We start from the raw sequence: 25,063 nt of genomic DNA, 5'->3' as shown, positions 1-25,063 counted from the left end.
TGCCCACGAGCTGTCTCCGCTCGGCGGTCAGCCCTGCTTGTTTCCGTCCTGCAGTGCCTGACCGGTCATGTCGGTCACCTGCTCGGCCGGCGGCGCCTCGGCGTCGACCTCGGTGCCGAAGTCGGAGAACTGCATCACGGTGCTCATCTTGAGCTGATTCGAAGACGCGCTGTTGTCCGGCTTCGCCGATGCCGAAGCGGGAGCCTTGAGGGTCATGTCGATCTGTTGCTGCCGGAGCCGGCCCTCGTCGTCGAGCCAGACCTGCATGGGCAGCGTAGGGCCGAGCTGTTGGCTCATCCGGTCGCCGCCCGGCAGTTTGGAGACGTCCACCGTGACCTTGTAGTGGGTGGTGTTGACTCCGTCGATCTTCTCGGTGCCGACCTTCTTGACGTCCTTGTCGGTGATCGCCTTGGAGTAGGCGGCGGTCTGCGCCGGGTCGCCGATCTGCTGGTTGCTCAGGCCCTGCTGCGCGGCCACCTTCTTCAGGTCGATCTTGATCCAGGACTTGCCGCCAGGGGCCTTCTGGTCGGGGGACTTCTGGTAGAGCACCTGGTCGACGACGCGCTGTTCAATGCTCTCGCCCTGTGCGGTGACCTTCATGACGCTGTCACCCTCGGCCAGGTCGATGGCGCCCTTGCCGTCGGAGGTGATCGTCTTGCCCTCCGCCGAGAGCTTCATCCGGATCGCCATCCGCGCCGACTCGGCCTCGGCCGTCTTGTCGTAGGCAGCCCGCACCTTCGTCGTGCCCTGTTCGCGGGCGCCGTCGCTGCCGCTCGCGCTCTGCGACGCGTCGCTCCCCTTCGCCTCGGACTCGCCGTCTCCTCCGCACCCCGACAGGACGACGGTCCCCATGACGGCGGACACCACGATCGCACCCGTCCTCGTCCCCTTGACACGCATGTGAATCCCCATCTTCCCGGCCCCTCCTCAACGAGTAGCGGCCGTCGTCACTTCATGTCTGCGTGACATACCGAATGCCCCAGGCGATTCACAACACACCTACAGGATAAGGACTTTGGGGATGTTTCGGAGAAATCGCGTTCATGGCGGAGTGCCGCGCCGGTTCAGAACGGCATGTGGCCACGGGCCCGTCGGCCGGCAGAGCTGCTGCGGCCAACGGCCTTGGAGCTGCTGCGGAAGGGCTTGCTGAAGGCGCGGCCGAGGATACCGGGGGCCTTGCTTCCGGCTCGGGACCCGGCGCCGAGCGTGCGCTGGGTCCCTCGTTGCGGATGGCGGGAGAGCCGCGGCACGAAGAAGGCGAGAACGGCGAGAACGACGCACACGGCGACGATTCCTATGATCACCACGATGAACCTCCCGGGCTTGAGACGTGTTTGCTCGAATGCCCGGGAGTCGCGGTTTGAACCGGCTACGCGCTCCGGGCCGGCAGACCGGCGTCGATGACCTCGGCGATGAGGGCGGCGCCGCGGCTGTTCTGGTGGACGTGGTCGGTCGTGAGCACGAGACCCCGCCGCCGCGAGATCGTGTCGAGGCTGCGGCGCAGCACCGCGTGCTGGAGGAGGACGCCGAGGCCCGCTGCGGGCGTCGGTGCGCGGTACGGAATCGGCGACGGGTCCGCTCGGCGCAGTTCCTCGATCTGACGTTCGTGGAGCGGAAGGTAGGCCACCTCGTGGGTGGCGGCGACCTCCGCGATCATCCGGCTGTACGCCTGCGAGGCCTGTGCCGCCGCTCCGTCGATCTGCTGGCCGAGTACCGGCAGCGACAGCAGGCCGATCGTCGCGTCGGTCTCCGCCCGCAGCCGTGTGACGACGGCTCCCAGGCACTGTTGGAACCAGCCTGCCGAGGGGCGACGGGGGAGCCGTTTGCGCTTCATGGCCCGCTCGACGGGGTAGCCGGCGAGGCTCGCTCGGGCGTCGTTGGTCCCGATCAACACGGTGATCACATCGGGTGGGTCCCCGACGACGGCGTCGAGGCGCTGCAGGAGGTTGTGAGTGAAGTCGCCGTTGGCGCCGAAACGGGCGAGCCGCACGTCGCCGGGGGCGTGGCGTCGTTCGAGAAGGTCCAGGTAGTCGGCGCTGATCTGCGCGCGGGTGAGGCTGTCGCCGAGGCACGCGACGCGTGTCGTCACGGCGCTTCCTCCGGGCTGGGCGTGCCGACGCCCCCGGCCGGGCGGGTGTCGGTCCGAGGACGGTGGTCGGTGCCGAGGGTGGCGGTGATGGTCAGGATGGACGACGGGCCCTCCATGTCGACCACGTGCCACACCCCGGCCGGGTTGACGGTGGCCTCGCCCGGTCCGAGCAGTATGCGGTCGGGCATCCCGTCCACGTCGCGGGTGACCGTCACGGACCCGGTGAGGCAGACGACCAGTTCGTCGCCCGCAGGGTGGCTCTCCCAGTGCTCGCCGAGCCCGTCGCCGTCGAAGATCATCACCATCCGGCCCTCGGCGCCGTCCTCCGCGACCGCGGCGCTGTAGGCCTGGAGCGCCTCCGGGTCCCAGGCGAAGCCCTCGACGGGTTTCGCTCTCGAACCCAGTCCGAGGTGCACAGGGGTGGTCCGCAAGTCCGTGGCGGCGTTGTGTTCGTGGTTGACGAGTCCCATGCCGACGATCGTCCACCGCGGCGACGGGGCAGTCTTGAAGAAAAGGGAACAGACGCAGGCGTGACGGGCCGGCGGGCGACGGGTACGGGCCGGCAGTTGGCGGTCAGCCGGCTCCGAGGAGGACCTCACCGCGGCGCCAGGCCGTCGGTGACCGTCCCGTGAACTCCCGCCAGTCCCGCACGAGATGGGCCTGGTCGGCGTAGCCGGAGACGGTTGCCACATCGCCCCACGGGAGCGGGTCCCGCGCCGCCGCCAGTTCGTGCGCGTGCTCGAAGCGCAGGACTCGGGCGAAGGTCTTCGGCGACAGCCCCACCTCACCGCGGAACCGCTCGGTGAGGTACCGGCGGCTCCAGCCCAGTTCCGCGGCGACCGCACCGACCTGGGCGCGGCCCCGCGCGGCGACGAGGCGGCGCCACGCCTCGGCCACTTCGGGGCGCACCCCGCGCACACGGTCGCCGCAGGGGCCGCGGCCGACCGCTCGGAGGAGCAGTTCGTCCAGCGCGGCGAACCGCGCCGCCCACGTCGACGCCGACCGGAGCCGGTCGACCAGCTCGTCGGCGAGCGTTCCGAGAAGCTCGTCGAGCGGGACCAGTCGGTGGGCGAGCTCGGCGGCGGGCACGCCGTAGACGGCCCGGGCCCCGAGTGGTGTCAGCGCTACCTGGACTCCTAGTTGGCGGCCGTCGTGGTGAATCGCGACGGACCGGCGCATCAGGCCGCCGGCCACGCCGTCGAATCGGGTGACCGGTGACCCGTCGTCGACGCCCGCCGCCACTTCCAGAGGATCCGACAGGCTGATCACCGCGGTGAGCGCGCGGCTCGGCGGGCCGCAGTGCACCCCCGTAGGAAGCCCGCGGAGGTCGAAGCCGACATACGAGTCGACGTACTTCCGCAAGACGGGCGCCGGACGTGCAGCGGTCCCGGGGGTGGTCGTATGCCCCTCCATTTCGTCAGTGTACGAGCCGCCCGGTCCAGGAAGGGCACCGTCCAAGGGCGACCGGTCGCCGGAGGCGCCCTCCCGCGACGGACGGTCCCGGGCCGCCGCCACCGTGGCGGCGACCCGGGACCGGCAGGCTGTCACGTCAGGTGAGGGTCCAGCGTTGGTTGCTGCCGTTGGAGCAGGTGTAGAGCTGGATCTGGGTGCCGTTGGCCGTGCCGTTCCCGACGGCGTCGAGGCAGAGGCCGGACTGGACGCCGACGACGGATCCGTCGGAGTTGAGGCGCCACTTCTGGTTGTCGCCGCCCCAGCAGCTGTAGATCTGGACCTTGGAGCCGTTGCCGGTGCCGGCGGCGTCCAGGCACTTGTCGCCGTAGACCCTCAGCTCGCCCGCGTCGGTGGCGGCCCACTGCTGGTTGCTGCCGCTGTGGCAGTCCCACAGCTGGAGCTGGGTGCCGTCGGTGGTGCTCGCGTTGGGCACGTCCAGGCAGCGGCCCGAACCGACGCCCTTGATCTGTCCGCCCTCCGCGGGGGGCGTGGTGGTGTCGCCGCCGTTGAGCGCGTTGAGGACGGCGGTGTAGGCGGGCTTCTTGCTGCCGTCGTTGTTGAAGAGCAGCGGCGTCTGCTCCGATCGCCACGAGTCGCTGTCGCGCACGCCCCAGACGGTGATGCCGAGGCAGCGCTCGACGGCCAGGCAGTCGTTGGTCACGTTGGCGTACGTCGAGGCCGGGGCGCCCTGGATGTCGAGTTCGGTGATGGCCACGTCGACGCCGAGGGCGGCGAAGTTCTGCAGCGTGGTGCGGAAGTTGCTGTCGTAGGGGCTGCCGCTGTTGAAGTGCGACTGGAAGCCGACGCAGTCGATCGGCACGCCGCGCTGCTTGAAGTCGCGGACCATGGAGTACATGGCCTGGGTCTTGGCCCAGTTCCAGTTCTCCACGTTGTAGTCGTTGTAGCAGAGCTTGGCGTTCGGGTCCGCGGCGCGGGCGGTGCGGAAGGCGACCTCGATCCAGTCGTTGCCGGTGCGCTGCAGGTTGGAGTCCCGCCGGGCACCCGAACTGCCGTCGGCGAAGGCCTCGTTCACCACGTCCCACTGCGCGATCTTGCCCTTGTAGTGGGCCATCACGCCGTTGATGTGGTCGATCATCGCCTGGCGCAGTGCGCTGCCGCTGAGGCTCTGCATCCAGCCGGGCTGCTGGGAGTGCCAGGCCAGGGTGTGACCGCGCACCTGCTTGCCGTTCTGCACGGCCCAGTTGTAGACGCGGTCGGCGGCGGAGAAGTTGAACTGCCCCCGCTGCGGTTCGGTGGCGTCGATCTTCATCTCGTTCTCGGCCGTCACCATGTTGAACTCACGGTTCGCGATCGACGTGTACGTCGAGTCGCCGAGCTTGCCCGAGGCGATGGCGGTGCCGAAGTAGCGGCCGCTCTGCGCCGCCGCGGCACCGAGCGTGCTCTCGGCGGCGTGTGCGGCCGGCGGCGAGACCAGTGCGGTGGCCGTGCCGAGGGCGCCGACGACCAGCGCCAGCAGCAGGCCGCGCGCCTTCCGGCGGATGTCGGGTCTGGGGAGGGCGTATGAGCCCATGGCTGTGCCTCCAAGGTAGTGGTCACGGGAGGGCTGGAGCGCGGGGATGCGCGGTGGCGGCCTGTTCGGGATGTCGATCTGCGGCCGGTTTCCCAGACAGGGATGATTCGGTTTTGACGGTGCCCGGTCAATACTTTCGACACAGAAAGTTTCTGATTCTTTTCGAAAGTTTCGGTCTCGGTATTCGTGGAACAAGCCCTGGCCCAGTGTGGGCCTTTGAGGCTGGGGCGTTCTGGTAGAGCGCGGTATCGCGCAAGAAGGCGGCCTGAAAGCTTTCGCCATGCCGGGCGATACGTGCGAGAGGTATTGACGACGCTCATCGGCTCTCTAGGATGCGGAGCGCTCGACACTCCGACCGATGTTCGAGATTGCGAACAGGCTGTGTCACTCCATTGCAAGGGAGTTCCCATGCACAGAGGTAGAAGATCCAGTCGCGGGCGTGCGTCCGCGGTGCTCGCCGCCGTGGTCGCGGCTCTGGCCGCGCTGGCGGCGACACTCGTGGCCGCCCCCGCTCAGGCAGCCGGCAGTGGCGCCCTGCGCGGTGTCGGCTCCAACCGGTGTCTCGACGTGGTGGGCGGCAGCCAGACCGACGGCGCGCTGCTGCAGATGTACGACTGCTGGGGCGGGGCCAACCAGCAGTGGACCTCGACGGACGCCGACCAGTTGACGGTGTACGGCGACAAGTGCCTGGACGTTCCGGGGCACGCCACCGCGCCCGGTACGCGGGTGCAGATCTGGTCCTGCTCCGGCGGTGCGAACCAGCAGTGGCGGGTGAACTCCGACGGCACGGTCGTCGGGGCGGAGTCCGGGCTGTGCCTGGAGGCCGCGGGCGCGGGTACGGCCAACGGCACGGCGGTGCAGATCGGGACGTGCAACGGCGGCAGCAACCAGAAGTGGACCGGGCTGACCGGGACGCCGCCGACGGACGGCTCGTGCTCCCTTCCGTCGACGTACCGGTGGACGTCGACGGGTGTGCTCGCGCAGCCGGCGAACGGGTGGGCCGCGGTGAAGGACTTCACCACCGTCACGCACAACGGCAAGCACCTGGTCTACGCCTCGAACGTGTCGGGATCCTCCTACGGTTCGATGATGTTCAGCCCCTTCACGAACTGGTCGGACATGGCGTCGGCCGGCCAGACCGGGATGAGCCAGGCCGCGGTGGCGCCCACGCTGTTCTACTTCGCGCCCAAGAACGTCTGGGTGCTGGCGTACCAGTGGGGTGCGTGGCCCTTCATCTACCGCACGTCCAGCGACCCCACCAACCCCAACGGCTGGTCCGCACCGCAGCCGCTGTTCACCGGGAGCATCTCCGGCTCCGACACCGGACCGATCGACCAGACCCTGATCGCCGACGGCCAGAACATGTACCTGTTCTTCGCCGGTGACAACGGCAAGATCTACCGGGCGAGCATGCCGATCGGGAACTTCCCGGGCAACTTCGGGTCCTCGTACACGACGGTCATGAGCGACACGAAGGCCAACCTGTTCGAGGGCGTACAGGTCTACAAGGTCAAGGGTCAGAACCAGTACCTCATGATCGTCGAGGCGATGGGCGCGAACGGGCGCTACTTCCGCTCCTTCACCGCCTCCAGCCTGAGCGGTTCGTGGACCCCGCAGGCCGCGAGCGAGGGCAACCCCTTCGCGGGCAAGGCCAACAGCGGCGCCACCTGGACCAACGACATCAGCCACGGCGACCTGGTCCGCGACAACCCCGACCAGACCATGACCATCGACCCCTGCAACCTGCAGTTCCTCTACCAGGGCAAGTCCCCGAACGCGGGCGGACCCTACGACCAACTGCCGTGGCGGCCGGGAGTCCTCACCCTGCGGCGCTGACCCGGAGAAGGATCTGGGCGGCGGTCTCAGGGAGTGCGGAAGCCGCGGAAGGTCACCGGCCGCCGGGTCCGGAAGCCGAGCCGCTCGTACAGCGCGATCGCGCCGGTGTTGGTCTCGGCCACGTGGAGGAAAGGGCGCTCGCCGCGCGCCAGGATGCGGGCGGCGAGCGCGCTGATCAGACGGGCGGCGTGGCCCTGCCCGCGGGCTTCGGGAGCGGTGCAGACGGCGCTGATCTCGGTCCATCCCGGAGGGTGCAGGCGCTCCCCGGCCATCGCCACCAGGGTGCCGTTCACCCGGACGCCCAGGTACGTGCCCAGTTCGCGGGTGCGCGGCCGGAAGGGCCCGGGCTCGGTCCGCGCGACGAGGTCGAGCATCTCGGGCACGCTGTCCGCGCCCAGCTCGGCCACGCCCGCGGCGGGCTCCGAGCCCGGCCGGTCGGGACGGGCGGCTCCGGACCAGATCATCTGGCGGCCTTCGAGGCTGAAGACGGGCTCCCAATCCGGCGGGGGGAGGGCCGGGCAGCTGAACATGTCGGCGAAGGCACCGGAGCCGAGCAGCTCGGCGAGGTCGGCCCAGTCCGCCGCGTCGGGGTCGGTGGACACGGCGGAGAAGGTCGCCACGTCCGGGAGGTAGGTGGCGGCCCGGCCGAGGCGGCGTGCGAGAGGCGCGTGCCGGGCGCCGAGCGACTGACCCACCGGGTCGTCGAGCACCGGGTCGTCGAGCACCGGGTCACCGGGTACTGGGTCACCGAGTACCGGATCGGCGTGTACCGGATTGCCCAGTACCGGGGCGTTGTCGTTCGTCATCGGGCTCTCCCTTCCCGGTGGGGCTGCTCAGGGCCGGGTCGCGGCGACCTTCAGTCCGAATCCGATCAGTACGACGCCGGTGACCCGGTCCATGCCACGGCGTACGGCAGGCCTCTCGAAGAAGGCGCGCGCCCTGGACAGCAGCAGGACGTACCCGCCGAGCCACACCGAGGTCAGCAGGGCGTGGACGAGGACCAGCAGGGCCATGCCGGTGTGCGGGGCGAGCCCGGCCGGGGCCAGCGTCGGCAGCAGGCCCGTGTAGAAGACGGCGATCTTGGGATTGAGGACGTTGCTCACCAGGCCCGTCCGCCAGGGGTTGCCGCGCGGCCGGGCGACGGCCGCGGCCGGTGTCTCGGAGCGGCCGCGAAGGCTCTGCAGCAGTGCCTGGACGCCGAGGAACACCAGGTAGGCGGCGCCGGCGAGCTTGACCACGGTGTACGCGGCGGCGGACGCGGCCAGGACGGCGGCGAGGCCGGCCACCGTGAGTACGCCCCAGACCAGCAGTCCCGCGGTGATCCCGCCCACGGTCCGCAGTCCGTCCTGCGGGCCGGAGGCGACGGCACGCTTGGTCACGACGGCCATGTCCGGCCCGGGCACGACGGTCAGCACGGCCAGGACACCGGCCGCGGTCGAGAACTGTACGAGCACACGCCCAGTGTCACATCCGCACCGTCGGGCGCGGTCGGCGGCCTTGCCCGTAACCGCCCGGTGGAGGGAGCGGACGGGCGCGCGGTCAGCGTTTGAAGCCGGTCTCCTCGATGCGGGTCTGCACCGTGCGGCCGCTTTCCCACGCGTTGGCGCCCGGGGCCACGTCCGGCACGGGGATGTCCGCCCGCCTCTCGCGCTTGCCCGGTGTCGAGAGGCCGAGCCTGTCGTCCCGGGCCCGGATCATCTCGTCCGACGCCTGTCCGTCCTCGGTGAAGCCCATCATGAGCTGGGGGATGCCGTAGGGGAAGTCGTCACGGTCGTACTGCCAGGTGTGGAACGTCTTGCCGTAGGTGGTGACGAGGTCCTCGAAGTAGGCGTGCTCGGCCAGGTCGGGGATGCCGGGGGCGGTGAGGATGCCGGACTTCACCTCGTAGTGGTGGCTGTGCCAGAGCCGTTTCTCGTCCTCGGGCAGGGAGCGGAAGCGTTCCTCGGTGATGATGTACTCGATGCCGATCAGGCGGGCGTCGGGCGCGTTGCGGTCGAAGATCACGCACTGGTGCAGGTCGTGCCGGAGGTGGATGCACAGGTGCGTGGCCTCCACCTGCCGGCCCATGTCGTCGGCGTACATGTGGAAGCCGTTGAGGTACGTGCTCATCGCCTCCAGCGGGTACTTCCGCTGCAGGGCCCCGGCCGCCAGGTCCAGCGCGCGGTGCTTGAGCGGGTGCCCCTTGCCGATCCGGCCGGCCGTGGCCGCCTTGCGGCCGAGCAGGAGACCGGCCGCCGCCGTGAGGCCTGCCGCGGCACCGAGGCCGATGCTCGTGGCCGCCCCCGGGCCGGAGCCGCGCGAGCGGTGCGTGCGCCGTGTGAGTGTCATGGGCGGCGAGTCCCCTGCGCCGGGTGGCCGTAACGCGCCGCCTGTGCCGGATCAGTGCTGGAAGGCGAGGACCTTCGCGATGCCGTTGCGCTGGATCTCGGACGTTCCGGTGAGCACGCGGAACATACGGATCTTGCGGAACAGGTACTCGATCTCGTTGCCCTGCGTGAGCCCCTCCTTGCCGTGGATCTGTACGGCCTGGTCGAGGATCCGGAAGGCGGACTCGGCGACGAACAGCTTGCACATGAAGGCCTCGGCGGGGACCTCGCGGCCCTGGTCGAGGGCGGCGAGCGCGGCGTAGGTCATGGAGCGCGCGGCGTACAGCTCGGTGGCCATGTCGGCGACCTTGTGCTGGATGGCCTGGAGCATCAGCAGGGGCTGCCCGGCCACCTGGCGGGTGCGGGTCCGGTCCAGGGTGAGCCGGAGGGCGCGGCGGGTGGCGCCCAGCACGGTGGGGCAGTGCAGCAGGCGGTTGGTGGTGACACGGCCGAGGGCGATGCGCATGCCGGCGCCCTCCTCGCCGAGCAGGTTCGCGGCGGGGACGTAGCAGTCCTGAAGGACGACGTCGCTCTCGATGTGCTCGCCCGACATCGGCGTCGCGCCGTCCTCGACGCGGCAGCCGGGGCTGTCGAGGTCCACGAGGAAGGCGGAGAACCGCGGCTTGTCGCCCTCCCGCTCCCCGGTCCCGGCCATCCGGGCCACGACGATCGCGAAGTCCGCGAAGGGGCCCGCGGAGGAGAAGACCTTGTGGCCGGTCAGCCGGTAGCCGTCGCGGCCGTCGCCGGTGTCGCGTACGGCGACGGTGCGCATGGAACGGACGTCGGATCCCGCGTCGGTCTCGGTGAGGGAGAAGCAGCAGGCCCGCTCGCCGCGGATCAGGGGCAGCAGATAGGTGTCCAGCTGCTGCTCCGTGGCGTGCTTGAGGATGTCGCCGGCGCGCAGCGGTCCGCCCATGTCGCCGAGGACGCAGTGCGACAGGACGCGTCCGGAGGCGCCCACCTCCTCCTTGAGCGCGGCGAGCTGGGTGTACGTGAGGTTCTGGCCGCCGTACTCCTCGGGCAGGTGGATGCCGTAGAAGCCGAGTTCGCGGCTGCGCCGCCAGACCGGTTCGAGGTCGGCGCGGGTGAGGCGGGCGGCGTGGGTGATGCCGCGTTCGCGCTCGTAGTCGGCCAGCTCGCCGTCCAGGTAGTCGCGCAGGCGCTCGACCAGTTCGGCGGTGCTCGGGTCGTCGTGGGCGGGGCGGAGGGAGAAGGTCACTGCATAACTCCTCAGAGGGATCGTTCAGTTGACGCGGCGGGTGGCGTCGGCCCAGTACGGCTCGCGGACGGCCTTGCGGTCGAGCTTGCCGTTGCGGTTGTGGGGGAGTCCGGTCGTGAAGTCGACCGAGCGCGGCTTCTTGAAGCGGTCCAGGCGGTCGGCGCAGAAGGCGATCAGCTCCTCCGCGGCGACCTCGCTCCCGGCCTGGCGGACGACGACGGCCTTGACGGCCTCGCCCCACTGCTCGTCCGGGACGCCGACGACGCAGGCCTCCTGGACGGCGGGGTGCTCGTAGAGCGCGGCCTCGACCTCGGTGCAGTAGATGTTGAAGCCGCCCGAGATGATCATGTCCTTCTTGCGGTCGACGAGGAAGAGGTAGCCGTCCTCCCGCATCCACGCCAGGTCCCCGGTGTGCACCCAGCCGTCGCGGAACGTCTCGGCCGACAGCTCCGGCTCCCGCCAGTACTCCCGTACGCAGTCGGGTCCGCGCACGATGACCTCGCCGACCTCGCGCGGTGCCAGTTCGCGGCCCGCCTCGTCGACGACGCGCACCTCGGTGTCGTACGTGGCCCGGCCGCAGGACTGGAGCAGCTCCGCGTCCTCCTTCACGGCGCGGGCGATCTCCGCGCCGCTCAGGCCCGCGACCACGCTGGTCGTCTCGCCGAGGCCGTACCCCTGGGCGACCACGGGGCCGAAGAACTCGACCGCGTCGCGCAGCCGCTGGGGCGAGATGGGGGCGCCGCCGACGCGCACGCTGGTGAGCGAAGACAGGTCGTGGTCGGCGGCTCCCGGGTGGGCGAGCACCGTGTTCACCATGGCCGGCACGAGGAAGGTGGCCGTGATGCGCTCCCGCTCGACCGTCTCCAGGAAGCTCTTCGGGCTCCAGGCCGGCAGGACGTACGTCGTCGAGCCGCCGAACACGCCGGCCAGCAGGCCCATTCCGGTGGCGTGGGTGATGGGGCCGCAGGCGAGATAGCGGGTGCCGGGGCGGGGGCGGGACTCGTCGGACATCAGCAGCTTGCGCATGTTGGCGAGCCGGTTGCCGACGGTCTGCACCGCGGCCTTCAGCGCCCCCGTGGAGCCGGAGGTGAAGTTCAGGACACAGGGCTGGTCCTCGCCCACCTCCACCAGGTCCGGTGCCTCGTCGCCCTCTTGGAGGAGCGTCGTGTACGGGACCTCGTCGGGGCCCGGTGCCGAGGGGGCGTCCAGCGGGACGGGCAGGCAGCCGGTGCCGGCCGCGGCGATGGCGGCCAGGGCGTCCTCGCGGTGGGCGGCGTCGAAGATCAGGGCGCGGACCGGGGCGTAGCGCAGGATGTGCTCGATCTCGCCGCGGCCGAGGCGTGCGTTGATCGGTGCACGCGTCAACCCGGCCTTGTACAGGCCGAACTCCACCTCCACCAGCTCGCCGCGGTTCCAGGCGAGCGAGGCCACCGCGTCGCCGGGGCGCAGGCCACGGGCGCGGAGGGCGGAGGCCAGGCGGCCGGTCGAACCGTCCAGTTCCGCGAAGGTCCAGGAGCGGTCGCCGCACACGAGGGCCGGGGCCTGGGGCCAGTAGCGGGCGCTGCGCGTCAGGTAGGTGCCGAGGTTCATGGGGCTGCTTCCGTAAGCGGGTACAGGGCGGTGGGAGTCGGAAGTCGACAGTCAGATCAATTACAGACAGGTTGTTCATTAACTGGTTGAGTGTCAAGAGTCTCCTACACTGGGCACCGCACCGGGCGGGACGATCGAGGAGGGCCCATGGCCGAGGACAGACGGACGAGGCGGTCGCGCCGTGCCCTGGGCGCCGCCCTGGTCGAACTGGTCCTGGAGCGCGGCTTCACCGCGCTGACCGTGGAGGACATCACCGAGCGGGCGGACGTGGCCCGCGCCACCTTCTACGCCCACTTCCGGGACAAGGAGGACCTGTTCGCCCGGGTGACGGACGACCTGCTGGCCGGGCTCGCCGAGCGGCTGGCCCCCGCCATGGCCGACAGCGCGGTCGGCTTCACGGGCAAGCCGGTCCTCGAGATGCTGCGGCACGCGCGCGAGGAGCGCGACCTGTACCGGATCGTGCTGCGCGGCGAGGGTGACGGAAAGCCGCTCCAGATGTTCGCCGACGCCTGCGCACGCGTGACGGCCGAGGAGTTCCGCGCCCGCGCGGAGCGCAACGCGGTGGAACCGCGCATCGACCCCGAGCTGCTCGCCCGGGTCTGGGTGGGCGAGCAGCTCGGCGTACTGCGCTGGTGGGTGGAGCAGGAGACGCCGTCCCTGCCCGCGGAGGAGGTCGTGCGGATGCTGCTCGACCTGGCGATGCGCGGACGTTACTGGGCCAGCGGCTTCGAGCCGTCCGCCTGAGGGGCGTCCGCCCGGGAGGCGTTTGTCCGGGGGCCGTCCGCCCGGACGGCCAGGCCCAGCCGTCGCGCGTCCCGTTCCGGTCGGATGGCCACCAGCGCCAGAAACCCGCAGACCAGCATGACGGCGGCGGACAGCAGGAAGGCGTGGGTGTAGCCGGCGCCGGCGGAGTCCGCCGAGTCCAGCAGGCGCCCGGTCAGGTAGGGGGCGACGAGGCCCGGCAGGGTGCCGGTCGCGGCGACGACGCCGAAGACCGCCCCGCGCTGCAGCGGCGGGACCACGGCGGAGGCGGTCATGTAGTGCAGCGGGAAGACGATGGCGTGACCGCCGAACGCCAGGGCGAGCAGGACGAGATGGGGCACCGTCCCGTCGACGAAGGGAAAGGTCGCCATGGCCACGGCCGCCAGGACCACCGCGATCCCCTGGGGGGCGCCGGTCGACCATCGGGCGGAGCGGCCGCGGCGGCGGAGCCGGTCCACCAGCGGCGGCACCGACAGCAGCAGCACCAGGCTGAACCCGGAGATCGCGCTGATCAGCCCGGCGGCGGCGCCCGGCGTCAGATCCAGCTGCGTGCGCAGGTAGACGGGCAGCCAGGCGTGGCTCAACGCCAGCGCCCAGGAGGCGCCGAACGCCCCGGCGACGCTGCCGAGGACCGTGCCGTTCAGCAGGAGGTGCCGGTACGGCAGCCGCTTCCGCGGAGCGGGGGCGCGGTCGCGGTCGCGGTCGCGCGAAGCGTCGTCATCGGCGCCCGGCGCGCGGTCCTCGCCGTAGGGGCCGTCGTGCCCCACCCTCCACCAGACCAGGCTCCACACCACGCTCGTCACAGCGAGCACCAGGAAGGCGGAGCGGCAGCCGAAACCGGTGATCAGCCAGGTCACGACCGGCGCCGCGAACAGCGTGCCCAGCGCGGCACCGCTGATCTGCAGCGCTGACGGCAGGCCGCGCAGGTTCGCCGGGAACCACTTGTACAGGGCGTGCATCGACATCGAGGCCGCGGGCCCCTCCGCCGCCCCGAGCAGCACGCGTCCGGCCACCAGGGCCGGCACCGACGCCACGACCAGCACGGGCAGTTGGGCCACCGCCCAGACGACGGCCATCGTGAACAGCAGGACCCGGCTGGAGACGCGCGCCGAGACGAAGCCGACGATCAGCCCGGAGAGGCTGAACAGCAGGGCGAACGAGCTGGAGATCATTCCGTACGTGCTGTTGCTGATCCCCAGTTCGTCCATGATCGGCACGGCCGCCAGGCCCAGGACGGACTTGTCCGCGTAGTTGATCAGCATGAACGCCACGATCAACGCGGTGATCAGCCAGGCCCGTCGGCGGTCGAACACCGGCCGCGGTGGTGCCGTGGCGGCGGGCTCGCGGGGCGGCGCGGGTGTGGACGGTTCGACCATGGGGCTCTCCTGCGGCTCTGGAGGAAGGACTCTGTCCCCCGATGTCGAACAGGTTGTACGTTAGCGGCGTCATTGTTCAAGACCCTGGAGGGGGAGAGTTGTCCATGAACGACCCGACGCGGCTCGGTGATCTCCGCTGGACCCGCGGTTACACGGACCCCGCCTGGATCCGCCGCTTCACGTCCGCCGGCCGTGAACTGGCCCCCAGCCGCCGCGTGTGGCGCGGCCCGGAGCCCGCCCGCGACCTGCCCGGGCGCCCCGCCGATCTGCACGCGCTGGACATCGAGCTCGGCGGCACCACCACCAAGCTCGAGGACCTGTTCGCCGCCGCCGAGACGGACGCGTTCCTCGTGCTGCACGGGGGCGCGGTCGTCCACGAGACCTACCGGCACGGCACCGAGGCGCACACCCCGCACTTCAACGCCTCGGCGGCCAAGTCGTACCTCGGTCTGATGGCGGCGACCCTGGCCCACCAGGGACTCCTGGACCGGTCGGCCCCCGTCCACGGCTACGTCCCCGAACTCGCGGGGACCGCCTTCGGCGACGCCACCGTCCAGGACCTGCTGCACATGGGCACCGAGGTCGGCTACGCGGGCCGCCCCTTCGACAAGGCGATGGAAGCCCAGCGCTACCACGCCGTCGTCGCCCCGCAGTTGCGGCCGTTCGGCTACAACGGGCCCACCACCATCCGCGAACACCTCCTGACGGCCCGCGCCACCGGCCGGCCGGGCACCGGCTTCCGCTACGAGAACGGCAACGTCGAGGCGCTGGCCGAGGTGCTGCGCCGGGTCACGGGACTCACCACCTCCGCGCTGCTCAGCGAGATGATCTGGTCGAAGATCGGTGCCGAGGAGGACGCCTACTACGTCCTCGACGGCGAGGGCGTGGAGGCGGCCTGCGGCGGTTTCAGCGCCACGGCGCGCGACGTCGCCCGCCTCGGCGAGATGCTGCGCTGCGGCGGAGCCGTCGGCGACCGTCAGGTCGTGCCCGAGGAGGTGGCGACGACGATCACCAGCGGTGTCCCCGACGGGTATCCGCGCCGGGTCCGGTTCCCCGCCGCGCCGCCCGACTCACCGGCCACGCTCTCCTACCACGACCTGTGGTGGATCCCGAACGACCCCTACGGCTCCTACCTGGCCAGCGGCATCCACGGCCAGCGGCTGCTCGTCTCGCCCGGCCTCGACATGGTCGCCGTCCACTTCGGCTCCCAGGTCGTCTCCCCGGCCGTACCGCCCGCTCCGCTCCTCCAGGCCTTCCTGCGGATCGGTACCCACCTCTGACCGACCCGGTCGCCGTCCCCACCCCCTACCCCGGTAGTACCTCCACGTTGGCTCCCGGGTATGACGCCCGGCGCGCGGGCGTCACCGCACTCTGCCTCCCGTCGCCCAGGGACCGCCGTACCGCCCGCGGACGGCGCCCGCACGGACAAGGAGGCAGAGATGACGACCCGACAGCAAGAGCAGCAAGAGCAGCAAGAGCAGGGAGAGCAGCAAGAGCAGGGAGAGCAGGAAGCGCACGGCACCGGTGAGCCGGCCGGTGCGACCGCGGCCGGTCGCTCATGACCGCGACGACGACCACCCTCGCGCCACCGGCCCGCATCGGGAAGGCCGCGGTCGGGGCCCTCGGCCTGCTGGCGCTGTCCACGGGCGCCTTGGAATCGGTGGTGTCACCGACGATCCCGCTCCTGGAACGCGAACTGGACATGAGCCAGTCGGAGGGGGCCCTGCTCAGCATCGTCCTCCTCATCACCGGCGCGCTCGTCACCCCGCTGGCGGGCAAGTTCGGTGACCGCTACGGCGGCAAGCGGGTCCTGATCCTGCTGATGGCGGTGGTCTCGGCCGGCGGCACGGTGTCCGCCCTCGCCCCGAACCTGCCCGTGCTGCTGCTCGGTCAGGTCCTCCAGGGCGCGATGGTGGGCGCGCTGCCCCTGTCGTTCATCGTGGTCCGCAAACACCTCCCCGCGGGTGAGTCCAAGGTGGCCATCGGCGTGGTCAGCGGCCTCTTCGTCGGGGGCGGCATGGTCGGCATGCTGTCGGCCGGTCCGGTGGCCGAACAGCTCTCCCGGCACTGGATGTTCGCCCTTCCGACGATCGCGGTCGTCGGGGCCACCCTGCTGGTGAACAGGCTGATGCCCGCCGATCCGCCGGGCCGGACGGACGGTGCGGGGATCGACTGGCCCGGCCTGCTGCTCCTGAGCGGGATGCTGGTCACGCTCATGCTCGTCCTCGCGCTGGCGCCCGAAGCGGCCTCCCAGCCGCTCGTGCTCGTCGCCCTCGTGCTGGTCCTGGCCGCGTTCGTCACCGGCTGGGTGCGGGTGGAACGGCGTGCCGCCTCGCCCATGATCGACCTGCGCATGCTGGCCCGGCCCGCGATCTGGAAGGCGTGCGTACTGACCTTCGTGATCTGCCTCGGCACCGCGATGGCGGTCTACCTCGTCCCCCAGCTGCTCGACGAGCGCGGCGACGGATACGGCTTCGGAGCGAGCGCCACCGAGATCGGCGTCTTCCTGCTGCCCGGCGCCGTCGCCGCGACGCTGGCCGGGCCGCTCGGCGGCATGGGCGACCGGCGTTTCGGTTCCCGGGCCGTCGTCACCGCCGGCGTCGTCATGATGGCCGTCTCCCTGGTCGCCCTGGCGGCCGTGCACAGCGAGGTCTGGCACCTCGTCGTCGGCAAGGCGCTGATCGCGCTGGCCAACGGGCTGTGCGTCACGGCGATGATGACCAGCACCGCCACCGCCGTCGACCGTAACGACACCGGCATCGCCACCAGCCTGATCCTCGTGAGCCGCGTCCTCGGCTACGCCGTCGGCGGCCAGCTCGGCGGCGCGCTCCTCACCGCCGCCACCCCCTCCGGCTCGGAGGTCGCCGCCGAATCGGCCTACGTCACCGGATTCGTCGTCGCCGGCGTCGTCACGTCCCTGGCCCTGTTCGTCACCCGCACCCTGCGCAAGGGAGTCACCGCATGACCCGCACCGCGTCCCGCACCAAGCACCGCGCCAAGCCCAGGCCCACGGCCCTCGTCTCCGGGGCCAGCATCGCCGGCCCCGCCCTGGCCCACTGGCTCAACCGCCACGGATACGCCGTCACCGTCGTCGAGAAGGCGCGCACGATCCGCAGCGGCGGTTACCCCATCGACGTACGCGGCCCCGCCCTCGACGTGGTGGAGCGGATGGGGCTCCTGCCGCGACTGCGGGACGCGCACATCGACCTGCGCCGCCTCACCTTCCTCGACGCGGACGGCGGTGAGATCGCCTCCCTGCACCCGCACGCCGTCACCGGCGGTGCCACGGGGCGGGACCTGGAGGTGCGGCGCGGAGACCTCACGGACGCGCTGTACACGGCGGTCCGGGACGACGTGGAGTTCCTGTTCGACGACTCCGTCGACACCCTCGACCAGTCCGGGCACGGCGTCGACGTCACCTTCCGCGGCGGCGGCAGCCGTACCTTCGACCTGGTCTTCGGCGCGGACGGCATGCACTCGCGCACCAGGGAGCTGGTGTTCGGCCCCGAGAAGCGGTTCCACCGGTATCTCGGCCACTGCTTCGCCGTGTTCACCATGCCCAACACCCTCGGCCTGTCCCACGAGACGGTCATGTGGAACACCCCGGGCAGGACCGCCGCGCTCTACGCCGTCGGAGACGACGACGAGGTACACGCCTTCCTGAACTTCGCCCGGCCCGAACCGCCCCACGACGCGTTCGGCGATCCGCAGGCCCAACGGGACCTGGTCGCCGAGGTGTTCGCCGACGCCGGGTGGAAGGTCCCGGACATCCTGGCGGCCCTGGAGGACGCGGACGACCTGTTCTTCGACGCGGTGAGCCAGATCCGCATGCCCCGCTGGTCCAGCGGCCGGGTGGCGCTGGCGGGCGACGCCGCGCACGCGCCGTCGTTCCTCACCGGACAGGGCACCAGCCTCGCCCTCATCGGCGCGTACCACCTGGCCGGTGCCCTGGCCGACGGGGACCACATGGCGGGCTTCGCCGCGTACGAGCGCGGGGCGCGTGACCTCGTGACCCGCACTCAGGACCGGGTCGGCGCGGGCGGCGGCACCCTGTTCCCGACCACGGCCGAGGCCCTGGAGCAGCGCAACGAACGGCTGCGCGCGCTCAGCGGCGGATGAACCCCGCCCACGCCTCGCGCGACACGCGGATCACGGGGCCGGGCGCGGCCTTGGAGTCCCGGACGAGGACAGCGTGTGTGCCTGCGGCTATTTCGACGCAGTCGCCGCCTTCGGTTCCGCTGTAGCTGCTCTTGAGCCACGCGACTTCGAGGCACTGGCCGCCTTCTGTTCCGCTGTAGCTGCTCTTGAACCAGGTGAGGTCGGACGCGATGGCCGCGGATTCAGCGTTGTTCATAGCGATCCCAACAACCCTTCGATCAACTTCAGTGACTCTCGCGGACTGAGAGCCTGCGATCGGATAATCCCATAGCGGGCCGCCGCGAGCCCCGTTTGCTCCGGGTCGGTCTCCAGGGTGCTGGTCGCGTGAGCCTCGGAGTACACGAACTTCTTGGCGTCTTTGCGGGTGACCACGGTGAAGGGTCCGTTCACGCCCGCGTTGTCCTCGCAGTCCACCGGCATGACTTGGATCTCCACGTTGCGTTTGTCGCCGACCAGCAGCAGGTGTTCCAACTGTCCCCGCAGTACGGTCTTGCCGCCGTATCGGTGAAGCAGCACTGCCTCGTCCATGACGAAGCTCAGTAATGGAGCGGCCTGATGGTCGAACAAGTCCTGCCGGGCGAGCCGGGCGATCACACGCTGCTCGATCGTCTCCTGATCCAGTGGCGGGCGCCGCATGGCGAGGAGGGCCCGCATGTATTCCTCGGTCTGAAGGAGGCCGTTGACGACGTGAGTGTCGTACATGAGCAGCTCAAGGGCCTCCTTCTCCAACGCCGCCATCCCCTGGAAGAACACCGGATACTGCGCCCGCTCCACCTGCTCCTTCCACACGGTCAGCAACCCGCCCGCGTCCAGGACCTCGTCCGCCCGCTCGATGGTCCTGGGCGCGGGGATGCGCCGCCCCTGCTCGTACGACGCCACGGTGGCCGCCGAGTAGCCGATCCGGCGCCCGAACTCCTCGCGTTCCAGGCCCGCCCGCACCCGCAGGGTCTTCATCGTCTGGCCGAACGCGGCGACCACCGTCTGTCCGGACGTGTCCGCACCCTCGCTCATCGGCACCGCCTCCCTGCCCCAACGCCGTCCCGGCGGACCCGTTACGCCGCGCGGCTCGTACCCGTGGCGGCGCCGCGCGTACACCGGGCCGCGTCGGTGCGTCACCACTGGTCACGCTACGCGACCGACGGCACCGTTGTCGGCATGACGAACCAACCCGTCCTCGCCCCCGGTGCCTTGAGGCGTACGTTCGAGATGCGCTTCACCTCCACTCCGCGCGGTGCCCGCCTCGCCCGCCGACTGGCCGCGCACCGGCTGGACACCTGGGGCATCCCGTACGGCACCCGTCCGCACGAGGAGATCGTGCTGGTGCTCGGCGAGTTGACCGCCAACGCGGTGCGGCACGGCCACGTCCCCGGCCGGGACTTTCACCTGCGCCTGCACGCGAACGCGCCCTGCGGCACTGTGCGGATCGAGGTCACCGACAGCCGTGGCGAGAGCCTGCCGCCGGAGCCGGAGGGAGTGTGCGCACCCGACGACGAGTCCACCGGCGGCCGGGGGCTGCTGTTGGTCGCCGCGCTCGCCGAGCGCTGGGGCCGGCACCCGCGGCCCGGAGGGCCGGGCAAGACGGTGTGGGCGGAGTACTCGGCACCGCCCCTCGCCTGTTGACGCATTGGTCCAGACCTTCTACGTTGTGGGCGCTCAACTCCCTCACGCGCGCACGGTTCACCTCACCCCTGTACCACCCCACCACCACAGGGAGAGCCATGTACCACAGGCGCAGACCACCACTGACCGGTACGAGATCGCGCATCGCCGCCCTGCTGACCGCGCTGCTGCTGCCGCTCGCGGCGCTCACCGCGCTCGCGACGCCGGCGCAGGCGGCCGGGACGCTGACGGCGACCTTCAGCTCCCAGAGCAACGGGTCCGGCTGGACGGGCAAGTACGTCGTCCACAACAACGGCACGGCCGCCTCCGACGGCTGGACCCTGGAGTTCGACCTGCCGCCCGGCGTGTCCGTGAGCGGGCACCTCTACGGCGAGGCCACCGTCTCCGGCAGCCACGTGACCGTCGAGAACGCCTACTACAACGGCAAGGTGCCGGCCGGCGGCACCACGGAGCCCTACAGTTACCAGTTCTCGGCGACCGGCCCGGTCGGCACCCCGACCGGCTGCACGATCAACGGCGACAAGTGCGACGGCAGCCCCGACATACCGCCGGCCGCTCCCGGCGCGCCGGAGGCGACCGCGGTCACCGCGCACACGGTCGCGCTGAAATGGGCCGCGGCCGAGCCGGGTGACCACCCCGTCACCACCTACGAGGTGCTGCGGGGCACCGAGACGGTCGCCACCACCGGCGGTACCTCCACGACCGTCACCGATCTGACCCCCGCGACGAGTTACACCTTCACCGTCCGGGCCACGGACAAGCGCGGCAACGTCGGGCCGGCCAGTGCCCCGCTCACCGTCGAGACGGTGGACCCGTCGACCGACCCGACGCCGCCGACCGCGCCGGGCAACCCGCGCTCCACCGGCAAGACCGCCTACAGCGTCGACCTGGCCTGGGACAAGGCCACCGACAACGTGGCCGTGGCCGCCTACGACGTCTACCGCGGCGGCACCCTCGTCAAGACCGTCGGTGCGGACACCGCGACCGCCACCGTGGACGGCCTCTCCCCGGCCACCGCCTACACCTTCACCGTCAAGGCCCGGGACACCGCCGACAACTCCTCGGCGGCCTCCGCGGCCGTGAAGGTGACCACCGACGACATGGCGGGCGAGGGCAAGCAGCTCAAGGTCGGGTACTTCGTGCAGTGGGGCATCTACGGACGCCAGTACTTCGTGAAGAACCTCGACACCTCCGGCGCCGCCAAGCAACTGGACGTCGTCAACTACGCCTTCGAGAACCTCGACCCGACCAACCTCACCTGCCAGGCGGGCGTCACCAAGGGCACCTCCGGCAACCCGCAGGACCCGGACGAGGGCACCGGCGCCGGTGACGCGGACGCCGACTACGCGCGGCCCATGTCCGCCGCCCAGTCCGTCGACGGGGTCGCCGACGACGGCTGGGGCAAACTGCGCGGCAACCTCAACCAGCTGAAGAAGCTCAAGGCCAAGTACCCGCACCTGAAGGTCGTCGTGTCCCTCGGCGGCTGGACGTACTCGAAGTTCTTCTCCGACGCCGCCGCCACACCGGAGTCCCGGAAGAAGTTCGTCGAGTCCTGCATCGACGTGTGGATCAAGGGCAACCTGCCCGTCTACAACGGCGCCGGCGGTCCCGGCACCGCGGCCGGCATCTTCGACGGCATCGACATCGACTGGGAGTGGCCGGGCGCGGAGGGCCACCCGGGCAACCACTACGGCGCCCAGGACAAGGACAACCTGACCGCGCTGCTCGCCGAGTTCCGGGGGCAGCTCGACGCGCTCGGCGGCGAGCACAAGCTGCTCACCGCCTTCACCCCGGCCGACCCCGCGAAGATCGAGTCCGGCTGGGACCTGACCAAGATCTTCGATTCCCTCGACTACGCCAACGTGCAGGGGTACGACTTCCACGGCTCGGGCAGTGACGACTCCTGGGAGCCCAGCCGCACCGGACACGCGTCCAACCTCTACGCGGACGCGGAGGACCCCTACCCCTTCCACTTCAGCATCGAGAACGCGATCCAGACGTATCTCGACGCCGGGGTCAACCCGCGCAAGCTGACGGTCGGCTTCCCCTTCTACGGGCGCGGCTGGCAGGGCGTCAGCGAGGGCGGCGTCGCCGGTGAGTGGCAGGACGCCAACGGCGCGGCACCCGGGCAGTTCCCCGCCGAGGCCGGGGTCCGCGGCTACGGCAACCTGATCGCCAGCTACCCGTCCATGACCGTCCACCACGACGAGGAGTCGGTGTCCACGTTCGGCTACACCGGTCCGGGCGGCCAGTGGTGGTCCTTCGACGACACCTGGTCGATCGGCAAGAAGACCGACTGGGTCAAGTCCAGGGGACTGCTGGGCGGCTTCGTCTGGGAGATGTCCGGCGACGCCCCCGACGGCCGGCTCATGACCGCGCTGGACGACGGACTGGAGTGAGGCGAGGCGCGACCGGCCCTGCCGCCCTCACCCGGGGGCGGCAGGGCCGACCGGCCCCGCAGGGCGGCAGGGCCGGTCGCCCCCCGCGGGAGCGGTGGCGGTGCGGCCCGGTGCGGGACCGCCGTGCCAGAATGGCCCCCCGTACCAGCGGGCTCTGCCCCCCGCCCCGCACCGTCCCGCCCCGAGGTTCCCGTGAGCAAGCCCGTCGCCCGCGAGCCGCAGCGACGCAACGCCCGGTCCAACCGGGCGCGCATCCTGGCCACCGCCCGCCGGGAGCTGGGGCGGAACCCGGACACCACCCTGGAGGAGCTGGCCCGCGCCGCCGGTGTCGTACGGCGCACCCTCTTCGGTCACTTCCCGGGGCGCGCCGCGCTCCTCGAAGCCCTCGCCGAGGAGGCGTCCGAGGTGCTGCGCTCCGCGATGGCCGACGCGGCGGACGCTGCGGAGCCGGCCGACCGCGCGCTCGCGCACTTCACGCTGCTGATGTGGCCCGTGGGCGACCGCTACCGCATGCTGCTCGCCCTGGCCCGGCACGACCTGGGTGTGGAGCGCGTGGCCGAGATCCTGGCCCCGGCCCGCGCCGAGGTCACCGCCATCCTGGAGCGCGGCCAGCGGGACGGGGTCTTCCCGGCCCACCTGCCGCCCGCAGTACTGAGCGCGGGTCTCGAGGCGATGGTCGTCGCGCTCCTCGAGCAGGTCAACACCGGTGCCCTGGAGGACGACGGCACCCGGGCGGCAGCCGCCATCCTCATCGCGGCCGGGGTTCCGGAGCGGTCCGCGCGGGCCGTGGTCGAGAACGTGAGCCCGGCGGTACTCGCGAAGCCCGTCCCGGCCGAGTAGTCCCTCCCGCCCGAGTAGCCGTCCCGGCCGAGTAGTCCGTCCCGGCCGAGTAGGCCCCCTCCCGTTCAGCAGGCGCCCCCGACCGGTGGGCGCCTTATTTGCACGCCCGTGTGCAACAAACTACTCTGCTCTTGTCTGCACGTCTATGGGCAATTAAGTCGCCCTCGCTCGTTTCCCGGGAGCCCTCATGCCCCTACTGGCCACCACCCCCGTCGAGAAGATGCCCGGGCCCTACGCCCGGCGCTGGTGGGCTCTCCTGGTGCTCTGCCTGAGCCTGCTGATCGTCGTCATGGCCAACACGTCCCTGATCGTGGCCGCCCCGGACATGACCGCCGACCTGGGCCTGAGCAGCAGCGACCTGCAATGGGTCATCGACGGCTACACCGTCCCGTACGCCGCGCTGATGCTGGTGCTCGGCGCGATCGGCGACAAGTACAGCCGTCGCGGTGCCCTCGTCACCGGTCTGGTGATCTTCGCGGGCGGTTCGGTGATGGGCAGCCTGGTGCACGAGACGGGGCTGGTCGTCGCGGCCCGCGCGATCATGGGCGTCGGTGCCGCCGTGGTCATGCCGGCCACGCTGTCCCTGCTGGTCGCGGTCTTCCCGAAGGGGGAGCGGGCCCGCGCCATCACGGCCTGGACCGCCACCTCCGGACTCGCCATCGCGGTCGGGCCGCTGGTCGCCGGCTGGCTCCTGGAGGACCACGCCTGGGGCTCCACCTTCCTGGTCAACGTCCCCGTCGCGGTCCTCGCCGTCGTCGGCGCGCTGATCCTCGTACCGCCGTCGAAGGCGGCCGGCGCGGGCCGCATCGACTACGTCGGCGGGCTGCTCTCCATCGTCTCCGTGGGCAGCCTGGTCTACGCGACCATCGAGGGCCCGCACTTCGGCTGGGGCGCCGGTCCCGTCGCCGCGGCCGTGGTGGCCGGGGTCGGACTGATCGCCTTCGTGGCCTGGGAGCTGCGCCACCCGCACCCCATGCTGGACGTCCGGCGCTTCCTGCTGCGGCCCTTCAGCGGCTCCATGCTGGCGGTGCTGTTCTTCTTCTTCGGCACCTACGGCGCCATCTACTACGCCACCCAGTTCCTGCAGTTCGTGCTCGGCTACGGCGCGCTGGAGACCGGCGTACGGCTGCTGCCGCTGGCCGGTGCCGTGTTCGTCGGCGCGGCGGTGACCGGGCGGCTGACCCCGAAGCTGGGCGTGCGGGCCATGGTCGGCTCCGGCATGGCGATCGGCACGGTCGGCGTCTTCCTGCTCGTCCTGATCGACCAGGGCTCCACCTACGCCGACTTCCTCGCCCCGATGCTGCTGCTCGGCCTCGCCATCGGCCTCAGCGTCTCCCCGGCCACCGACACCATCATGGGATCCTTCCCGGAGAGCGAACTGGGCGTCGGCGGCGGCGCCAACGACACCGCGCTGGAGCTCGGCGGCTCGCTGGGCATCGCCGTCCTGGGCTCGCTCCTCGGCACCTCCTACCGCGACGAACTGTCCGGCCTGGTGGGCGACCGGCTCCCGGCCGCCGCGCTGGACACCGCCCAGGACTCGGTGGGCGGGGGACTGGCGGTCGCCGAGCGCCTCGCCGCCAACCCGGCCGCCGGCCCCGAGCAGGCGCAGGCCCTCGCCGACGCCGTGCACAAGGCCTTCGCCCACGGCGTCTCGACGACCAGCCTGGTCGGCGGCATCATCATGGCCGCCGGGACGGCCGTCGTCCTGGCCGTCCTGCCCGGCCGCCGGGCCCGGCGGGCCGCCGAGGAGGAGTCCGCGCAGCGCACGGCCCGGCACCGGGACGCCGAGCCGAGCCGCACCGGGGGCTGACCCCCCGGGCCCGCG

At 71.3% G+C, this 25,063-nt stretch carries 24 protein-coding genes; 10 read left to right on the top strand and 14 right to left on the bottom strand.

Features of this window, described 5'->3' with window-relative positions; genetic code table 11:
- Positions 1–27: 27 nt before the first annotated feature.
- The 6 genes from NI25_RS09785 to NI25_RS09765 all read right to left on the bottom strand — a co-directional run bounded on the left by NI25_RS09785 (position 28) and on the right by NI25_RS09765 (position 5,072).
- Entirely contained in the window at positions 28–912 is an 885-nt protein-coding gene (locus tag NI25_RS09785) for a hypothetical protein (protein WP_233520708.1), read from the bottom strand.
- 152 nt (positions 913–1,064) lie between these two features.
- A complete protein-coding gene (locus NI25_RS37465) occupies positions 1,065–1,307 on the bottom strand; it encodes a DUF6411 family protein (RefSeq protein ID WP_078884576.1) in 243 nt (80 codons plus the stop codon).
- 62 nt (positions 1,308–1,369) lie between these two features.
- Positions 1,370–2,089, bottom strand: coding sequence for an SGNH/GDSL hydrolase family protein (locus tag NI25_RS09780; RefSeq protein WP_061442087.1), 720 nt, complete (start codon positions 2,087–2,089; stop codon positions 1,370–1,372).
- Positions 2,086–2,559: a cupin domain-containing protein gene (locus NI25_RS09775; protein ID WP_061442086.1), complete on the bottom strand. Its 474-nt coding sequence runs from the start codon at positions 2,557–2,559 to the stop codon at positions 2,086–2,088. Before NI25_RS09775 ends, NI25_RS09780 begins: the two co-directional genes overlap by 4 nt.
- 103 nt (positions 2,560–2,662) lie before the next feature.
- Complete coding sequence (locus tag NI25_RS09770; RefSeq protein ID WP_061442085.1) at positions 2,663–3,502, bottom strand: helix-turn-helix domain-containing protein; 840 nt, start codon at positions 3,500–3,502, stop codon at positions 2,663–2,665.
- Between the two features lie 136 nt (positions 3,503–3,638).
- Positions 3,639–5,072 carry an endo-1,4-beta-xylanase gene (locus tag NI25_RS09765; RefSeq protein ID WP_061442084.1) on the bottom strand — a complete coding sequence of 478 codons (1,434 nt, stop codon included), beginning with the start codon at positions 5,070–5,072 and terminating at the stop codon, positions 3,639–3,641.
- 408 nt (positions 5,073–5,480) lie between these two features.
- Here NI25_RS09765 and NI25_RS09760 point away from each other — a divergent pair, with 408 nt between their 5' ends.
- Positions 5,481–6,908, top strand: a complete 1,428-nt coding sequence (locus NI25_RS09760) for a non-reducing end alpha-L-arabinofuranosidase family hydrolase (RefSeq protein ID WP_061442083.1) — start codon at positions 5,481–5,483, stop codon at positions 6,906–6,908.
- Positions 6,909–6,934: 26 nt separating this feature from the next.
- Here the strand turns inward: NI25_RS09760 and NI25_RS09755 are convergent, their stop codons facing one another.
- From NI25_RS09755 to NI25_RS09735, 5 genes are all read right to left on the bottom strand, one after another.
- Positions 6,935–7,714, bottom strand: a complete 780-nt coding sequence (locus NI25_RS09755; RefSeq protein ID WP_078884575.1) for a GNAT family N-acetyltransferase — start codon at positions 7,712–7,714, stop codon at positions 6,935–6,937.
- A 27-nt stretch (positions 7,715–7,741) separates the two neighbouring features.
- On the bottom strand, positions 7,742–8,362 hold the full coding sequence (locus tag NI25_RS09750; protein ID WP_061442082.1) for a LysE family translocator: 621 nt from the start codon (positions 8,360–8,362) through the stop codon (positions 7,742–7,744).
- An 85-nt stretch (positions 8,363–8,447) separates the two neighbouring features.
- On the bottom strand, positions 8,448–9,236 hold the full coding sequence (locus NI25_RS09745; RefSeq protein WP_061442081.1) for an OBAP family protein: 789 nt from the start codon (positions 9,234–9,236) through the stop codon (positions 8,448–8,450).
- 51 nt (positions 9,237–9,287) lie between these two features.
- Positions 9,288–10,493: an acyl-CoA dehydrogenase family protein gene (locus NI25_RS09740; RefSeq protein ID WP_061442080.1), complete on the bottom strand. Its 1,206-nt coding sequence runs from the start codon at positions 10,491–10,493 to the stop codon at positions 9,288–9,290.
- A 24-nt stretch (positions 10,494–10,517) separates the two neighbouring features.
- Positions 10,518–12,083, bottom strand: coding sequence for a class I adenylate-forming enzyme family protein (locus NI25_RS09735; protein ID WP_061442079.1), 1,566 nt, complete (start codon positions 12,081–12,083; stop codon positions 10,518–10,520).
- 147 nt (positions 12,084–12,230) lie between these two features.
- Here NI25_RS09735 and NI25_RS09730 point away from each other — a divergent pair, with 147 nt between their 5' ends.
- Entirely contained in the window at positions 12,231–12,827 is a 597-nt protein-coding gene (locus NI25_RS09730; protein ID WP_061442078.1) for a TetR/AcrR family transcriptional regulator, read from the top strand.
- Here the strand turns inward: NI25_RS09730 and NI25_RS09725 are convergent.
- Positions 12,794–14,221: an MFS transporter gene (locus NI25_RS09725; protein WP_078884574.1), complete on the bottom strand. Its 1,428-nt coding sequence runs from the start codon at positions 14,219–14,221 to the stop codon at positions 12,794–12,796. The genes NI25_RS09730 and NI25_RS09725 overlap by 34 nt on opposite strands.
- A gap of 104 nt (positions 14,222–14,325) precedes the next feature.
- Here NI25_RS09725 and NI25_RS09720 point away from each other — a divergent pair, with 104 nt between their 5' ends.
- From NI25_RS09720 to NI25_RS09710, 4 genes are all read left to right on the top strand, one after another.
- The gene (locus tag NI25_RS09720; protein ID WP_061442077.1) at positions 14,326–15,501 is read left to right on the top strand and encodes a serine hydrolase domain-containing protein; all 1,176 of its coding nucleotides are present in this window, start codon (positions 14,326–14,328) and stop codon (positions 15,499–15,501) included.
- A 159-nt stretch (positions 15,502–15,660) separates the two neighbouring features.
- Complete coding sequence (locus NI25_RS40470; RefSeq protein ID WP_267886330.1) at positions 15,661–15,783, top strand: hypothetical protein; 123 nt, start codon at positions 15,661–15,663, stop codon at positions 15,781–15,783.
- The gene (locus NI25_RS09715) at positions 15,780–17,186 is read left to right on the top strand and encodes an MFS transporter (RefSeq protein ID WP_061442076.1); all 1,407 of its coding nucleotides are present in this window, start codon (positions 15,780–15,782) and stop codon (positions 17,184–17,186) included. The genes NI25_RS40470 and NI25_RS09715 overlap by 4 nt, the downstream gene beginning before the upstream one ends.
- Positions 17,183–18,340: an FAD-dependent monooxygenase gene (locus NI25_RS09710; protein ID WP_061442075.1), complete on the top strand. Its 1,158-nt coding sequence runs from the start codon at positions 17,183–17,185 to the stop codon at positions 18,338–18,340. Before NI25_RS09715 ends, NI25_RS09710 begins: the two co-directional genes overlap by 4 nt.
- On the opposite strand, the gene NI25_RS09705 is transcribed toward NI25_RS09710, so the two are convergent.
- Both NI25_RS09705 and NI25_RS09700 read right to left on the bottom strand, forming a co-directional pair.
- Positions 18,327–18,575 (bottom strand): DUF397 domain-containing protein, encoded by a 249-nt coding sequence (locus NI25_RS09705; RefSeq protein WP_061442074.1) that lies wholly within the window; start codon positions 18,573–18,575, stop codon positions 18,327–18,329. The genes NI25_RS09710 and NI25_RS09705 overlap by 14 nt on opposite strands.
- Positions 18,572–19,390 carry a helix-turn-helix domain-containing protein gene (locus tag NI25_RS09700; RefSeq protein ID WP_061442073.1) on the bottom strand — a complete coding sequence of 273 codons (819 nt, stop codon included), beginning with the start codon at positions 19,388–19,390 and terminating at the stop codon, positions 18,572–18,574. The genes NI25_RS09705 and NI25_RS09700 overlap by 4 nt, the downstream gene beginning before the upstream one ends.
- Positions 19,391–19,534: 144 nt before the next feature.
- On the opposite strand from NI25_RS09700, the gene NI25_RS09695 reads away from it, so the two are divergent.
- The 4 genes from NI25_RS09695 to NI25_RS09680 all read left to right on the top strand — a co-directional run bounded on the left by NI25_RS09695 (position 19,535) and on the right by NI25_RS09680 (position 25,048).
- On the top strand, positions 19,535–19,999 hold the full coding sequence (locus NI25_RS09695; RefSeq protein ID WP_228955267.1) for an ATP-binding protein: 465 nt from the start codon (positions 19,535–19,537) through the stop codon (positions 19,997–19,999).
- Positions 20,000–20,097: 98 nt separating this feature from the next.
- On the top strand, positions 20,098–22,398 hold the full coding sequence (locus NI25_RS09690; RefSeq protein ID WP_061442072.1) for a glycosyl hydrolase family 18 protein: 2,301 nt from the start codon (positions 20,098–20,100) through the stop codon (positions 22,396–22,398).
- A gap of 192 nt (positions 22,399–22,590) precedes the next feature.
- Positions 22,591–23,238 (top strand): TetR/AcrR family transcriptional regulator, encoded by a 648-nt coding sequence (locus NI25_RS09685; protein WP_061442071.1) that lies wholly within the window; start codon positions 22,591–22,593, stop codon positions 23,236–23,238.
- A 187-nt stretch (positions 23,239–23,425) separates the two neighbouring features.
- Positions 23,426–25,048: an MFS transporter gene (locus NI25_RS09680; protein WP_061442070.1), complete on the top strand. Its 1,623-nt coding sequence runs from the start codon at positions 23,426–23,428 to the stop codon at positions 25,046–25,048.
- Positions 25,049–25,063 lie beyond the last annotated feature (15 nt).

The organism is Streptomyces sp. CCM_MD2014, from assembly GCF_000772045.1.
Taxonomy (GTDB): Bacteria; Actinomycetota; Actinomycetes; order Streptomycetales; family Streptomycetaceae; genus Streptomyces; species Streptomyces salinarius.
The sequence above is the reverse complement of the archived record's forward strand: the minus strand, read 5'-3'. Positions and strand labels throughout refer to the sequence as shown.

Coding starts and splice junctions, on each gene's coding strand:
- NI25_RS09760 (WP_061442083.1), top strand. CDS start 5,481: ATGCACAGAGGTAGAAGATCCAGTCGCGGGCGTGCGTCCGCGGTGCTC.
- NI25_RS09755 (WP_078884575.1), bottom strand. CDS start 7,714: ATGACGAACGACAACGCCCCGGTACTGGGCAATCCGGTACACGCCGAT.
- NI25_RS09765 (WP_061442084.1), bottom strand. CDS start 5,072: ATGGGCTCATACGCCCTCCCCAGACCCGACATCCGCCGGAAGGCGCGC.
- NI25_RS09730 (WP_061442078.1), top strand. CDS start 12,231: ATGGCCGAGGACAGACGGACGAGGCGGTCGCGCCGTGCCCTGGGCGCC.
- NI25_RS09680 (WP_061442070.1), top strand. CDS start 23,426: ATGCCCCTACTGGCCACCACCCCCGTCGAGAAGATGCCCGGGCCCTAC.
- NI25_RS09720 (WP_061442077.1), top strand. CDS start 14,326: ATGAACGACCCGACGCGGCTCGGTGATCTCCGCTGGACCCGCGGTTAC.
- NI25_RS09785 (WP_233520708.1), bottom strand. CDS start 912: ATGGGGATTCACATGCGTGTCAAGGGGACGAGGACGGGTGCGATCGTG.
- NI25_RS09695 (WP_228955267.1), top strand. CDS start 19,535: ATGACGAACCAACCCGTCCTCGCCCCCGGTGCCTTGAGGCGTACGTTC.
- NI25_RS09710 (WP_061442075.1), top strand. CDS start 17,183: ATGACCCGCACCGCGTCCCGCACCAAGCACCGCGCCAAGCCCAGGCCC.
- NI25_RS40470 (WP_267886330.1), top strand. CDS start 15,661: ATGACGACCCGACAGCAAGAGCAGCAAGAGCAGCAAGAGCAGGGAGAG.
- NI25_RS09690 (WP_061442072.1), top strand. CDS start 20,098: ATGTACCACAGGCGCAGACCACCACTGACCGGTACGAGATCGCGCATC.
- NI25_RS09705 (WP_061442074.1), bottom strand. CDS start 18,575: ATGAACAACGCTGAATCCGCGGCCATCGCGTCCGACCTCACCTGGTTC.
- NI25_RS09775 (WP_061442086.1), bottom strand. CDS start 2,559: ATGGGACTCGTCAACCACGAACACAACGCCGCCACGGACTTGCGGACC.
- NI25_RS09715 (WP_061442076.1), top strand. CDS start 15,780: ATGACCGCGACGACGACCACCCTCGCGCCACCGGCCCGCATCGGGAAG.
- NI25_RS09700 (WP_061442073.1), bottom strand. CDS start 19,390: ATGAGCGAGGGTGCGGACACGTCCGGACAGACGGTGGTCGCCGCGTTC.
- NI25_RS09735 (WP_061442079.1), bottom strand. CDS start 12,083: ATGAACCTCGGCACCTACCTGACGCGCAGCGCCCGCTACTGGCCCCAG.
- NI25_RS09745 (WP_061442081.1), bottom strand. CDS start 9,236: ATGACACTCACACGGCGCACGCACCGCTCGCGCGGCTCCGGCCCGGGG.
- NI25_RS09725 (WP_078884574.1), bottom strand. CDS start 14,221: ATGGTCGAACCGTCCACACCCGCGCCGCCCCGCGAGCCCGCCGCCACG.
- NI25_RS09770 (WP_061442085.1), bottom strand. CDS start 3,502: ATGGAGGGGCATACGACCACCCCCGGGACCGCTGCACGTCCGGCGCCC.